8 protein-coding genes are annotated in these 14,292 nt (G+C 65.3%); 5 read left to right on the top strand and 3 right to left on the bottom strand.

All coding sequences use genetic code 11. The annotated features are described in order from the left end of the window. Position 1: 1 nt before the first annotated feature. Positions 2-1,399, bottom strand: coding sequence for a dihydrolipoyl dehydrogenase family protein (locus ACQREB_RS02260; RefSeq protein ID WP_427764807.1), 1,398 nt, complete (start codon positions 1,397-1,399; stop codon positions 2-4). 117 nt (positions 1,400-1,516) lie between these two features. Here ACQREB_RS02260 and ACQREB_RS02265 point away from each other — a divergent pair, with 117 nt between their 5' ends. After that, positions 1,517-1,864 carry an ArsR/SmtB family transcription factor gene (locus tag ACQREB_RS02265; RefSeq protein ID WP_427764810.1) on the top strand — a complete coding sequence of 116 codons (348 nt, stop codon included), beginning with the start codon at positions 1,517-1,519 and terminating at the stop codon, positions 1,862-1,864. 121 nt (positions 1,865-1,985) lie between these two features. Beyond that, positions 1,986-3,629, top strand: a complete 1,644-nt coding sequence (gene nadB, locus ACQREB_RS02270; protein ID WP_427764812.1) for an L-aspartate oxidase — start codon at positions 1,986-1,988, stop codon at positions 3,627-3,629. Positions 3,630-3,718: 89 nt separating this feature from the next. On the opposite strand, the gene argF is transcribed toward nadB, so the two are convergent. Continuing rightward, positions 3,719-4,672 carry an ornithine carbamoyltransferase gene (gene argF / locus ACQREB_RS02275; protein ID WP_427764814.1) on the bottom strand — a complete coding sequence of 318 codons (954 nt, stop codon included), beginning with the start codon at positions 4,670-4,672 and terminating at the stop codon, positions 3,719-3,721. A 129-nt stretch (positions 4,673-4,801) separates the two neighbouring features. Between argF and pdxH the strand changes: the two genes are divergently transcribed. The 3 genes from pdxH to hemG are packed head-to-tail and all read left to right on the top strand — an operon-like array spanning position 4,802 to position 7,464. Next, positions 4,802-5,446: a pyridoxamine 5'-phosphate oxidase gene (pdxH, locus tag ACQREB_RS02280; protein WP_427764816.1), complete on the top strand. Its 645-nt coding sequence runs from the start codon at positions 4,802-4,804 to the stop codon at positions 5,444-5,446. A 45-nt stretch (positions 5,447-5,491) separates the two neighbouring features. Then, positions 5,492-6,046: a flavoprotein gene (locus ACQREB_RS02285; protein ID WP_427764818.1), complete on the top strand. Its 555-nt coding sequence runs from the start codon at positions 5,492-5,494 to the stop codon at positions 6,044-6,046. 2 nt (positions 6,047-6,048) lie between these two features. Then, positions 6,049-7,464, top strand: a complete 1,416-nt coding sequence (gene hemG / locus ACQREB_RS02290; protein ID WP_427765532.1) for a protoporphyrinogen oxidase — start codon at positions 6,049-6,051, stop codon at positions 7,462-7,464. A gap of 168 nt (positions 7,465-7,632) precedes the next feature. Here hemG and ACQREB_RS02295 read toward each other — a convergent pair whose 3' ends face one another. Next, positions 7,633-14,286: a hypothetical protein gene (locus ACQREB_RS02295; protein WP_427764820.1), complete on the bottom strand. Its 6,654-nt coding sequence runs from the start codon at positions 14,284-14,286 to the stop codon at positions 7,633-7,635. Positions 14,287-14,292 lie beyond the last annotated feature (6 nt).

Below are 14,292 nucleotides of genomic sequence, written 5' to 3' on the forward strand. Positions count from 1 at the left end.
GTCAGAGTCTGAAAAAGAAGCGGCAGAGCTTTTTGAAAAGCGGCGCTTCCGCGCGCTTCATCATCCATGTCTCCGCGACGCGTTTCGTCAGAAAACCCATCGTCGGGAACGAATGCTGCAGGAAAAGCAGATCGGTGATCCTCAGTTTTTTCTGCACGGCGAGCGCCCATTCGTTGATCATTTCTCCGGAGCCTTCTCCGACGATGCAGGCGCCGAGAATTTTTCCGCCACGCCCGATGAACGCCTTGACGAAGCCTTCCGCCGTTTCCTCGGCGATCGCCGCGCCGTAATCCGCGTAGCGGCAGACGATCGTCTCGAAGCGCGTTCCCGCCGCCTTCAGCTCCCGTTCGCCCGCGCCGACCGACGAAAGCTGCGGCGCGGTGAACATCGTCGCGGGAACGACGTATTTGCGGAAATCTCTCCGCGCGAAACGCGGAAGCATCGCGTTCATCAGCGCGATCATGCCCTGATGCATCGCGGCGTGAGAAAAAAGGTGTTCGCCGTTGCAGTCGCCGACGGCGAAAATGTGCGTGCGAGTCGTCTGCAGAAATCTGTTCACGCGAATGTTCCCGCGTTTCCCCAAAGCGACGCCCGCGTTCTCAAGACGCAGCGCGGAATAATCGAAACGCCGCCCCGCCGCCGCCAAAATTTTTTCAGCGCGGATCACTTCTCCGGAATCCGTCGTCAGCTCGATTTTTCCGTCGATCCGCCGCACGGACTTCGGCAACGTTCCCGTGAGCACGCGAATGCCTTCCGCGCGGAATTTTTCCTCGACGAGCGTCGCCGCCTCCGCGTCCATGCGGCTTAAAATATGCGCGCTGCGCTGAACCAGCGTCACGCGCGAGCCGAGCCGCGCGAAAGCCTGCGCCATTTCGCAGGCGATCGCGCCGCCGCCGAAAACGATCAGACTTTCGGGAATTTCGTCGAGGAGGAAAAGCGTTTCGTTCGTCAGAAACTCGACGCTTTCCGCGCCCTCGAAATCCGGAATCGCCGGACGCGTTCCCGCAGCGATGAAAATCCGCCGCGCGCTCATGTTCCTGCCGTTCACTTCAACCGTATGCGGATCGACGAAATGAGCTTCGCCGAAAACGATCGGCGTTTTCTCGAAAAGATTTTTCGTCTTCTTCTCGCCGATGAATTCGAGATGCGAGCGGATTTTCCGAAACGGCGCGGGAACGCCGGCGGACGCCGTTTCGCCGAAAAGCGCGCGCGCCGCGACCAGTTTTTCCGCGACGCGCAAAATGCCTTTGCTCGGAATGCAGCCCGAATTCATGCATTCGCCGCCAACGTGCTCCCGCTCCACCGCCGTCACTTTCAGCCCCATCGCCGTAGCCATCAGCGAAACCGCCATGCCCGCCGGCCCCAAACCCACGCAGATCAGATCGTAATCGTATTTCATAAAATGATTAAATTACTATATAATTATATTATTTAAAGTTTTTTCTTTTCGCGCGGGAACGCGTTTTTCCGATTTATTTTCCGGCGCCCGAAAGATAGAATGTGCTTAAATTCACTTATGGCGAAAAAGACACGAAAAACCCGTCCGCTGTCCGATGAAGCGATCTTCCTGCTTTCGGACAAGCTTGCGGCGATGGGCGATCCGATTCGGCTGCGGATTCTGAACCTGCTCTGCTGCCGCGGCGAACAGAACGTGGCGCAGCTTGTCGAGCAGTGCGGCGCGAAACAGGCGAACGTTTCGCGCCATTTGGTGCGACTGCGCGAAACGGGACTTGTCGTATGGCGCAAGGCGGGAACGAAGATTTTCTACGCGCTCGCCGACGATTCACTGCCCTCGATCTGCACCTGCCTCCGCGAATCCGCCAAAACGAAACTCAAGCGCCTCTCATCCTCGCTCGACGACTGATTCGGCATTCCCGCGAAGCGCGACATCCGCCGCTTCAAGGAAAACGCGCCGTTACCTCACGCGGGAAAGCCCTTCGCTGCGGGCTTGCATTTTCGCGGGAAAAGTTTTGGAATTTTTCTTCATGAATTTTGACCTCCTCGTCATCGGCAGCGGAATCGCGGGACTGAGTTTCGCGATCAAGACCGCCGCCAAAGGCTTGCGCGTGGCGATCGTCACGAAAAAGGCTTCGGCGGAATCGAACACCAATCACGCCCAGGGCGGCATCGCCTGCGTGTTCGACCAGGCGGACGATTTCGAAAACCACGTGCGCGACACGCTCGTCGCCGGCGACGGGCTCTGCGACGAGGCCGTCACGCGCGCCATCGTCGAAGCCGCGCCCGAGCGCATCCGCGAGCTCATCGCGATCGGCGTCGATTTCTCCAAGGGCGAGGACGGCGGCTACGACCTCACCCGCGAGGGCGGGCACTCGCACCGCCGCATTCTGCACGCGCACGACCTGACGGGCAAGGCGATCGAGGACGCGCTGCTCGCCGTCGCCGCGAAGAATCCGAACATTTCGTTTTTCGAGTATCACATGGCGATCGACCTCATCACGACGGCGCGCCTGAAGGGCTCGAAGATCGCCGCCGCCGATCCCGAAAACCGCGTGCTCGGCGCCTATGTGCTCGACGTCGCTTCGGGCGAGGTGCTCACGTTCCGCGCGGGCGCTGTCGTGCTCGCCAGCGGCGGCATCGGCCAGGTCTATCAGTACACGACGAATCCGGACATCGCCACGGGCGACGGCATCGCGATGGCTTACCGCGCGGGCGCGTTCGTGCGCAACATGGAGTTCGTGCAGTTCCACCCGACCGCGATGTACGCGCCGGACGGTTCCCGCGAGCTCATTTCCGAAAGCGTCCGCGGCGAAGGCGCGATTCTGCGCGACATCAAGGGCCGCGCGTTCATGAAGGACTACGACGCGCGCGGAGACCTCGCGCCGCGCGACATCGTCGCCCGCGCCATCGATGCCGAGATGAAGAAATCCGGCGCGCCGCACGTCTGGCTCGACATCACTCACAAGCCCGCCGACTACCTGCGGGAACGCTTTCCGCACATCTACAACACCTGCCTCGCGCACGGCATCGACATGGCGAAGGAAAAAATCCCCGTCGTTCCCGCGGCGCACTATCTCTGCGGCGGCGTGAAGACGGACATGAACGCGGCGACGAGCGTGCGCGGGCTCTACGCCTGCGGCGAAACGGCGTGCACGGGACTGCACGGCGCGAACCGCCTCGCGTCCAACTCGCTGCTCGAGGCCGTCGTGCTCGCGCACAACGGCGCGGCCGCCGTCGCCGATTTCCTCGCGAAGAATCCCGTTCCCGCGGCGAACGTTCCCGCGTGGCAGGACGGCAACGTGCAGGACTCGGACGAGCGCGTCGTCCTTTCGCACAACTGGGACGAACTCCGCCGCGCGATGTGGGACTACGTCGGCATCGTGCGCACGACGAAGCGGCTCCACCGCGCGCTCACGCGCGTGCGCATGCTCAAGTCGGAAATCAACGAATACTACTGGAATTTCAAGGTCGAGGCGAAGCTGCTCGAACTGCGCAACCTCGTGCAGATCGGCGAAATCGTCATTCTCTGCGCGATGCAGCGCCACGAATCGCGCGGCCTGCACTGCACGCTGGACTACCCGACGAAGTCCGACGAAATCTACGATTCCGTCGCGCTCCGTCCGGACTTCCGCCCCGAAGAACGCGCCGGCAACAAGCTCGCGCACAACTGAGCGCCGCCGCGGCTCCGCCGAAAAAAAAAAGCGCGTTCCCGAAAAAGGAACGCGCTTTTCGCGTCTTTTGAAAGAAACGCCGTCGCGCCTCAGCGCGCGTTTTCGCGGGCGAGGAAGGCGAGAATCGCCTTCTGCGTGTGGAGGCGGTTTTCCGCTTCGTCGAAGATGATGCTGCGCGGCCCCTTCAGCACGCCTTCGGAGACTTCCTCGCCGATGTGCGCGGGAAGGCAGTGCATGAAATACGCGTCCTTCTTCGCGAGCTCCATGAGGCGCTCGTTCACCTGGTAGGGACGGAACTCGCGCAGGCGGCGCTCCTTTTCGTCCTCCATGCCCATGCTCACCCAGACGTCGGTGTAGAGCACGTCCGCGCCCTTGGCGGCGGCTTCGGGATCGGTCGTGAACGTGAAGTTCGGCTTCAGGCCGTCGGCCTCGAACTGCCTGTAAAGATCCGCGTGCGGCTCGTAGCCGGCGGGACCGCAGAGCACGACTTCCATGCCCAGGTGCACGCAGCCGAGCGCGAACGTGTTGCCCATGTTGCACGCCGTGTCGCCGATGAAGACGATTTTGCGCCCGCGCAGGCATTCGCCCATTTTCTTCGGGTCGCCGCCGCTCCAGCGTTCGGCGAGCGTGAACATGTCCGTGTAGAACTGGCACGGGTGGAGAAAATCCGAAAGCGCGTTGACGACGGGCATCGTGCCGCATTTCACGAACGTCTCGAGCAGCGCGTGCTCGTGGCAGCGGATCACGATGCCGTGCAGGTAGCGCGAGAGCACCTTCGCCGTGTCTTCGGGCGTTTCGCCGCGGGAGAGCTGCATGTCCTCGGCGTTGAGCATGACGGGATTGCCGCCGAGCTCGCTCACGCCGACCTGAAACGAGACGCGCGTGCGCGTGGATTTTTTGAAGAAGAGCAGCCCCCAGGACTGTCCGGCGAGCGGCTTGGGCGCGTCGGCGTTCCCGCGTCCGGCCTTGAGCGCGGCGGCGAGTTCGAAAACCTGCGCCGCTTCTTCGACGCTCAGATCGGTCTCTTTCAGAAAATGTCTCATGTCGTTTTCGTTTGGATTCGGAACTGAAAATGAAAATTCGAAATTAAACCTTCCGCGGGAACGCCGCGCAACGGAAATTTTCGCGAAAAACGCTGGCAAGTCGCGCGGGAACGCCTATCATTCCGCGCCATGGAACTTTTCGATTTTCGCGAAGAATACACGCGCTCGGGGCTCGACCTGCCGGACCTGGCGGCGTCGCCGTTCGCGCAGTTCCGCCTCTGGTTCGACCAGGCCTGCGCGGCGAAGCTCATCGAACCCAACGCGATGACGCTCTGCACGGCGGGAGCGGACGGCCGCCCGGCGGCGCGCACCGTCCTGCTCAAGGCCTACGACGAGCGCGGCTTCGTCTTCTTCACGAACTACACCGGACGCAAGGCGCGCCAGATCGCGGAAAACGCGCGCGCCGCCCTGCTCTTCCCGTGGATCGGGCTCGAACGCCAGGTCGAAATCGAAGGCCGCGTCGAGAAAATCTCCTCCGCGGAATCGCTGAAGTATTTTCTGAGCCGTCCGTTCGGCAGCCAGCTCGGCGCCTGGGTTTCGCACCAGAGCACGGTCATTTCCTCGCGCTCGATTCTGCTGAAGAAGCTCGACGAAATGAAACGCAAATTTTCCGAAGGCAAAGTGCCGCTGCCCGACTTCTGGGGCGGCTACCGCGTCGTGCCCGACCGCGTCGAATTCTGGCAGGGGCGCCCGAACCGTCTCCACGACCGTTTCTGCTACACGCGCGACGACGAAAAATCCGAAACCTGGAAGATCGAGCGCCTCGCGCCCTGAGCCTTCGTCCTTTTGATCGATTTTTAACCCTTCGACTTTCAAAAAATGTTCCTCGAAAACAAAAAGATCGCCCTCGCAGTCACCGGCTCCATCGCCGCCTACAAAGCCGCGGACATCGCTTCGCTGCTCGTGAAGGAAGGCGCGGAAGTTCAGGTGCTGATGACGCGCGAAGCCGCGGAGTTCATCACGCCGCTCACGCTCAAGACGCTTTCCCGACGCCCCGTCCTCTGCGACCTCTGGGCGGACAAGCTGGGCCGCGGCGACTGGGAGCCCGAACACATCGCCGTCGCGGACTGGGCGGACGTCCTGCTCGTCGCGCCCGCCACGGCGCACGTCATCGCCTGTTTCGCCGCGGGGCTCGCGCCCGACGTCGTCACCTGCGCCTACCTCGCGACGCGCGCGCCCGTCGTCGTCGCTCCCGCGATGAACGGCAAGATGCTCGACCACCCGGCGACGCAGCGGAATCTCGACGTGTTGCGTTCCCGCGGCAATCTCATCGTCGAGCCCGCGACGGGAACGCTCGCCTGCGGCTACGCGGGCAAGGGAAAACTCGCTTCGCCGGCGGAAATCGTCGAGCACGTCGCCAACCTTTTTCTGTGAAGATGGACGCGGCGGGAACGAAAAAAATCCTCGTGCTCGGCGGCGGCATCGCGGGGCTCGCGGCGGCGAACGCGCTGCGGCTGCGCGGCGCGGAGATCACGCTGCTCGAACGCGCGCCGCGCGCCGGCGGGAACGTGCGCACGATCGCGCGCGACGGCTTTCTCGCGGAAGCCGGCCCCAACAGCTTCATCGCCGAGGAAAAGGAGCTCTTCGATTTTCTGCGCGCGACCGGCGTGCTCGACGCCGCGATCGACGTCGCGCCCGCCGCGAAAAAACGCTTCATCGTGCGCGGCGGCAGACCGGTCGCCGTGCCCTCTTCGCCGCTCGCCGCCGTGACGACGCCGCTGTTTTCCCTGCACGGAAAACTCCGGCTGCTCGGCGACCTTTTCGTGCCGCGCGGCGACGCCGAGGGCGAGGAGACCGTCGCCCATTTCGTGCGCCGCCGCATCGGGCGCGAGATGTACGACTACGCGCTGAACCCGCTCGTCGCCGGCATTTTCGCGGGCGATCCGGAAAAGCTCGCCGTGCGCCACGCGTTCCCGAAAGTCTGGAATCTCGACCAGAAATACGGCTCGCTCATTCGCGGCACGATTCCCAACGCGAAGGCGAAAAAAGCCTCCGGCCTTTACGAAAAAAAACGCACGCTTTCGTTCCCGCGCGGCATGGAGACGCTTCCGAAGATTCTCGCTAAGAATCTCGGCCGCGCCGTGCGCGTGAACGCCACGCTCACCGAACTCGCGCCCGAAGGCGGACGCTGGCGCGCGCGCTGGTTCACCTGCGGCGCCGTCTGCGATTTCTTCGAGCAGGACGACCTTTTCGACGCCGTCGTCGCCGCCGTGCCGCCGCGGGAATGGCGCAAAATCTTCGCCGGCGTTCCCGCGCTCGCCGAGCCGCTCGCGCGCGCGGCCGAGACGCTCGTCTATCCGCCGGTGACGACGCTCACGCTCGGCTTCCGCCGCGGAGACGTCGCGCACCCGCTCGACGGCTTCGGCGCGCTCGTTCCCGAAGTCGAGCGGAGAAAAATTCTCGGCTCGCTGTGGACGTCGTCGCTGTTCCCGAACCGCGCGCCCGAAGGCCGCATCACGCTGACGACCTACGTCGGCGGATCGCGCCAGCCGGAGCTCGCGCGGCTTCCCGCCGACGCCCAACTCGCGCTCGCGCGGGAAGAGCTTTCCGCCCTGCTCGGCGCGCGCGGCGATCCCGAGTTCGTCGAGCTCTGCGCGCACGACGCCGCGATTCCGCAATACAACGTCGGCTACGGCGCGTTTCTCAAGGAAATCGAGGCGGCGGAAAAGGCGTTCCCGAACCTGCGTTTCTGCGGCAACTACCGCGGCGGCATCGCCGTCGGCGCCACGCTCCTCAACGCCGTCCGCTGCGCCCGCGCCCTCGAAGAAAAGCTTAAACGTTTAAAAGTTTAAAGCTTAGAGAAATTTGTTTCAAAAGCGCAAAAAAGGCGTTCCCGCGGCCTTTTGGGGAAGCGACTTTCCAGTCGCTTGTTGGAGTCTTTTCAAAGGAAAATTCCTTTTTAAGGATTCCGAAAAGCGACAAGAATGTCGCTTCTCCAAAAGCGCGCGAACGCGCGCGCTTCACCATGCGAAGCGCACGCCGACGTTCGCGTTCAGGTTCGTCTCGTCTTCGCGCAGTTCCGTCGAGACGCCGCCGAAGAGCGACGTGTTCCCGCTCAGCGGGAGCGACGCCGTCACGCCCAGCTGAAGCGCATAGCGCGAAGGATCGTCGTAGCGCGCCGTGAAGCCCGCGCCCGTGTCCGCGAACTCGGAGTCCACGCCGCAGCTGCGCTCGCCGAACTCCGCCGTGAACAGCGCGTACGCGCCCGCGAGCGCCTTCGCCGCGTCCGAGAACGGATTCGCGAATTCGAAGTCCGCGCGCCCGCCCACGCCCGCGAGCCACGTGAGCGCGTCCTGGTCGCCGCAGCGCAGCGCCGCGTCCGCGCCGCTTTCCGTCCAGCCCTCGATCCTGTTCCACGCCGCGCTCAGGCTCGCCACCGGCGAAAGCTTCGCCCAGTCCGCGACCGCGAACGCGTACGACGCCTCGTAGCTCAGCGCCGCCGTAAAGCCGAGCGTTTCCCCGCGCGTCCGCCCCGCGTAGCCCGGGAACGCGACCGTCCGCCGCGTCTCGTAATCGTGACGGGCGAACGAAAGCGCCGCCGTCTGCGTGAACGCGTCCTGCGTCCGCCGCGCGTAGAAGCTCGCCGAAAGCGCGTCGTCGCCGATCTTCGCACCGCCGCTCTTCTGCTCGGAATCCTCGAAGCCGAGCGCCGCGCCCGCCGTCCATCCGGACGCGAACGTGCGCTCCACGCCCGCGTGCGCGCCGTGCATGCGACGCGTCCACGACGCGCGTTCCCGCGACGAATCCACGTCCGTCCAGCTGCCCGCGTACTGCGCCCACGCCGCGAGCTCCGTTTCCGAGCCGAGACGCGCGCCCGTGCCCGCCGCGTTCATCACGCTGCGCAGGCGGTTCCACGCGCCGTCGATCTGCGCCGGAATCATCGCCGCCGCGTGCCCCGCGCCGAGCGCGTCGAGCGCCGCGAGCGTGTCGTGCGGATTCGTCAGCGCGTTCAGCGCCGCGCCGTAGCCCGAAGCCGTTCCCGCGCGCGTCGCCGCCTGCGCGACCGAGCGCTGGTCCGCCGTCGTCTCGAGCGGGAAAACGCCCGCCGCGAGCGCGTTCGCGCCCAGGCCTACCGACGCCGTCGTGCCGTCCGGGCTCAGCGCGAAATTCGCCAGAACGAGCTCGTCCGCCAACTGAAGCGCGCCGTAGCCGCGCGCGACGTCGCCCTCGACGAGCGTCAGCGTCACGCCGTCCGGCGCGTCCGCGAGCGCGCTCACATTGAGCCCCGGACCCGCGCGCAGCAGCGCCGTCGCGAAGCTCAGGTTCGCGCCCGCGCCGACGCGCAGCACGTCGTATTCGTTCGCCGAATACACGTCGTGCACGATCGTCGCCGTTCCCGCCGACGCGCTCTGCGCGCGCACGGAAAACGGCAGCGCGGAGGAGCCGCCCGCCGCGAGCGCGCCCACGGAAACCGTCGCCTTCGCGTCGCGCCCGCCGAGCTCGAGCGTCGTTCCCGAGCCCAGCGTCAGCGTTCCCGCGATTGACGCGCCGTCGTGAGCGGTCAGCGTCTTGCCTTCGGAAAGAAATTCGAGCCGCGAACGCTCCGTGCCGAACGTCGCGCCGGAGCTCAGCGTCGCCGCGCCCGCGGAAATCTTCAGCGTTCCCGCGAAATCCGCGCTCGCGCCGAGCGTCAGCGCGCCCGCGCCCGTCTTTTCGACCGTTCCCGCACCGCGCAGATTCCCGAGCGAAAACGCGTTCCCGCCGGAAAGCGTCACCGCGCCGTCCGCCTTCAGCTTGTCCACGACCGCGCCGCCCGCGTCGATCGTCAGCGTCGCCGTCGCCTCCGCGTTCACGGCGAGCGTTTCCTCCACGGAAATCTTGGAAAAATCCGCCGTCAGCGACGCGCCCGCGAGCACGGAAATCGTCCGCGCCGAAAGCGTCCCCGTCGTCGTCGTTTCGCCGTAAAGTTTCAGCGTATCCGTCGCCGTGACCGAGGTCGTCCCCGAAAGCCCGTTCAGCGAAACGTTCTTCGCGGAAATCGTTCCCGCGCCGTCCGCGATCGCGCGAACGACCACGAGCGTTTCCCCGTTCGCGAGATTGCCTTCATCGTCGAGCGTTCCCGCGACGAGGTCGCCGGCGAGCGTCAGCGCGGAGCGGATCGTCGTCGCCGAGGCGTCCGACGTCAGTTCGAGTTTCGTTCCCGCGCGGAGCGTCAGCGCGCTCGTCGCGTCGTCCGTCCAGTTTTTGACGTTCAGCGTCACGCCCGAGCCGGAGAGCTCGACCGTCGCGCCGTCGGAGACCGCGAGCGAGGCGGAAACCCTGTTGGACGCGCCCTCGTCGGCGTTCTCGAACTTCACCGTCGTTCCCGCGCCGGAAATCCTCGCGTCGTCGGCGGAATTGATCGCGCCGCCCTTGAAAGTGACGTCCGCACCGTCGGAAATCGTGAGCGAGCCCGTGCCGATGCCGCCGTCGAACGAATACGTTCCCGCATCCCTGATGACGACCGCGCTCGCCTGAACGTCGTTCGGCGTGTTGATGTCGCCGATTACCGCCTCGGTGTTTGTGACGTTGCCCGTGAAGGTCGCCTCGGAGCCGTCGCCCGAGAAGGTGACGGTCCAACCGTCGCCGTCCACGAAAATCGCGCCGCCGCCGCCGATTCCCGTCACGTTGTTCTCAAATTTCGTCGTGCCCGAGATCGTGACGTTCCCGTGTCTCACGAATATCGCGCCGCCGCCGGCATCCGCCTTGTTTTCCGAGAAGGTCGTCGTGCCCGAGATCACGACGTTCGCCTGGTTTCCGTAAATCGCTCCGCCGTAGCCCCTGTCCGCCTTGTTGCGCGTGAAAGTCGTCGAGCCCGTGACGCCGATCTCCCCTCCCGTGTTCGCGTAAAGCGCGCCGCCGTAGGTCGCGATCATGTTCAGAATCGTCACGTTCTCGCCTTCGACGGCGAGCTTAGTATTGGCATTCGCTGTCGCGAACGTGCAGACCGGGTTTCCGGAAACGTCGGCTCCGTCGAAGACGAGATTCTTCAGCTTCAGCGTCAGCGTGCCGGAAGAACCGGAGAAGAACTGCGTCGTGCCCGTGACCGTGCGCACGGCGTCCGAATCGGACTGCAGCGTGAGCGTCGCGTCGCCCGAGAGCCCGATCGTGCCAGCGTTCCCGCCGTCCGCATAAACCGTGATCACGTCGCCGGACTCGACGGAGACGGACGCGCCCGAATTCGTGTAGGCTTCGAGCGTGTTCCCGTAGCCGACGACGGCGCCCTCGCGCGAGAGCGTGAAGGAATAAGCCGCGCCTTCCGAGAGCCAGACGCCGGCGGCATCCGCGCTCAGCAGGCGTTCGACGTTGGCGTCGGCGGTTCCCGTGTAGCGCAGCGTCATCACGTCCGTTCCCGCCAGCGCGGAAGCGTCGCCGGAAAGCAGCTGCAACGTGCCGCCTGCGCCGAGCCGGTAGTCGCCGACTTCAAAAACGAGGGAGTTCGTCCTTCTCGGGGCGAGCGCGACGGAGCCGACGGCGAAGCTCGTCGCCTCCCCACCGGCGATCGTCAGCGTCGCGTTCGAAAGCGTGAGCGCGCCGGCGACGTTCGTGACCGATCCCGCGCCGAACGTCACGTCCGCGCCGTCGGAAATCGTAAGCCCGCCCGCCGCGACGACGCCGCCGCCGAACGAATACGTTCCCGAGCCCGTGATGACGACGTCGCCGCCCGCATAAACATCGTTCGGCGTGCCGTTCGCGACGTTTCCGGAAAACGTCGCCGAGGCGCCCTCGCCCGAAAACGAGACGTCCCCGCGCGCGGAAATCGCGCCGCCGGGATTCGTCTGCGCCATGTTCCGTATCGTCACGTCGGAAGCGACGATTTCGATCGTCTCGGCGTCTTCGAAGCTGACCGTGCCGTTCCCGTCGAAGACGAGATCTTTCAGATTCAGCGTCAGCGTGCCGGAAGAACCGGAGAAGAACCGCGTCGTTCCCGTGACCGTGCGCACGGCGTCCGAATCGGACTGCACCGTGAGCGTCGCGTCGCCCGAGAACGACAACGTGCCGGCGTTCCCGCCGTCCGCATAGGCCGTGATCACGTCGCCGGAAGCGACTGAGACGCCCGCGCCCGCCTTCGTGTAGGCGTCGAGCGCGTTCCCGTAGCCGACGACGTTTCCGCCGCGCGAGAGCGTGAAGGGATATTCCGTTTCGGTGAGGAACACGCCCGCGGTGTCCGCTCTCAACGAACTTTCGCGATTGGCGGCGGAGAGCGTTCCCGTATAATCGAGCCTCATCACGCCCGTTCCCGCCAGCGCGGAAGCGTCGCCCCGGAGCAGCTGCGTCTCGCCGTCGGCGTCGATCTGCCCGGCGTCGCTGATTTCGAACACGAGAACATTCGTGCCCGAGCCGAGCGCGATGCCGCCGCCGACGGTGAAGCCCGTCGTGTTGCCGCCCGCGATCGTCAGCGTCGCGCCGGCGAGCGTGAGCGCGCCCGAAACGTTCGTGGTCGATCCCGCGCCGAACGTCACGTCCGCGCCGCCGGAAATCGAAAGCCCGCCTTCCGCGACGATGCCGCCGCCGAACGCATACGTTCCCGCGTCCCTGATGACGACGTCGTCCGCGTGGACGTCGTTCGCCCTGCCGTCCGCGGTATTGCCCGAAAACGTCGCCTCGGACCCGGCGCCCGAAAATTCGAGCGTCCCGAGCGTGTAGATTGCGCCGCCGGCGGCCGTCGCCGAGTTGTTCTCGAATTTCGTCGTTCCCGAGACGGAGACGCCGCCGTTGCCCGAGCAGATCGCGCCGCCGACGCTTCCCGCCGTGTTGTTCGCGAAGGTCGTACTGCCCGAGACGGAGACGTTCCCGCGATAAGAGAAGATCGCGCCGCCGAAATCGCCCGCCGTGTTGTCCGCGAAGGTCGTCGTTCCCGCGACGGAGACGTTTCCGCGGTCCGAGGCGATCGCGCCGCCGTAAGACGTCGCCGAATTTCCGGTGAAGCTCGTCGTGCCCTCGACAGAAACGCCTCCGTTCGAGAAAAGCGCGCCGCCGATCGCCGATTTCATGTTCCGGATCGTCGCGTCGCCGCCGACGATCCGGAGCACGTCCGTTTTCGTTCCGCCGGACTGCGCGAACATGAACGAACCGGAGCCGTCGAAGACGAGCTTCGTCAGATTCAGCGTCAGCGACCTGCCGGAATAGGAAAAATTCGTCGTGCCCGTGACCGTGCGCACGGCGTCCGAATCGGATTTCAGCGTGAGTTCCGCCGCGGTCGTGAACGTGAGCGTCTCGCCGTTTTCGCCGTCGCCGTAAACCGTGATCACGTCGCCCGACTCGACGGAGACGGACGCGCCCGACTTCGAGAAGGGCGCGAGCGCGTCCGCGTAGCCGACGACGCCGCTCCCGCGCGAGAGCGTGAACGCGCGCGCCGTTTCCGTGATCGAGACGCCGTTCTCGTCCGCGCTCAGCGCCAGCTCGATGTTGGGGGCGGAGAGCGCGCCCGTGTAATTGACCGTCATCACGTTCGTTCCCGCCAGCGCGGAAGCGTCGCCCGCGAGGAGGAGCGTCGTGCCGCCCGCGTCGAGCTGGCCGTCGCCGATTTCAAAGACGAGGGAATTCGTCGTGCCCGAATCGAGCGTGATGCCGCCGACGGTGAAGGTCGTCGTGTTCCCGCCCGCGATCGTCAGCGTCGCGCCGGAGAGCGTAAGCGCGTTCGCGATCTTCGTGTACGAACCCGCACCGAACGTGACGTCCGCACCGTCGGAAATCGAGAGTCCGCCCGCCGCGACGACGCCGCCGCCGAACGAGTACGTTCCCGCGTCTTTGACGACGACGTTCCCGCCCGCGCAGACGTCGTTCTTGCGTCCGGCCGCCATCCAGCGGTTGCCCGAGAACGTCGCCGTGGAGCCGTCGCCCGAGAACTCCACGTTCCCGCCCGCGTAAATCGCGCCGCCTGCCGTCACCGAAACGTTGTCGACAAAGGTCGCCGTTCCCGAGACGGAGACGTTTCCGCCCGCGTAAACCGCGCCGCCGAGAACCCACGCGATGTTCTCCGAAAAATTCGTCTCGCCCGAGACGGAGACGTTCCCGTCCGCGGCGATCGCGCCGCCGGACTTGCCGGTCTCGTTGCTCTTGAAGGTCGTTCCCGAGACGGCGGCGTCGGTCTTGGCGTAAATCGCGCCGCCGGACGCCGTTTCGTTTTCCATGTTCTGAATCGTCGCGGCGTCGCCGACTATCGTGACCGCGGCGTGATTGCTCTCGGCGAACTGGTGGGCGTAGTCCTCGACGCCGCGGTTCCCGTCGAAGACGAGCGTCTTCAGATTCAGCGTCAGCGAGCCGACGGAGAGGAAAAAGTCCGCCGTTCCCGTGACCGTGCGCTCGGTCGCGTCCGCGGACTCCAGCGTGAGCGTCGAGTCGCTCGTGGTCAAAAATCCGAGCGTCTCTCCCCAGGTGATGCCGCCGGTCGGGCCGTCGAACTTGACGATGCGGCCGCTTTCGATCGAGTCGAAAACGTCGGCGACCGTTTGCCCCGATTCGATCGTATTGCCGTCGGAGTCGCAGACCACGACGTTCGCGGCGCGCGCGGGAACGGCGGCGACGCCGAGCGCGGCGGCGGCGAGCAGAAACGCGGGAACGCCCGCGGAGAACGCGCGTCGCGGGCGCGCGGCGGAATTGAGAAACTTAAAAGAACGGCTGCGTGATTTCATGGCGAA

This window comes from Candidatus Spyradosoma sp. SGI.093 (assembly GCF_050314555.1).
In the GTDB taxonomy this organism is placed as follows: Bacteria; Verrucomicrobiota; Verrucomicrobiia; order Opitutales; family UBA953; genus Spyradosoma.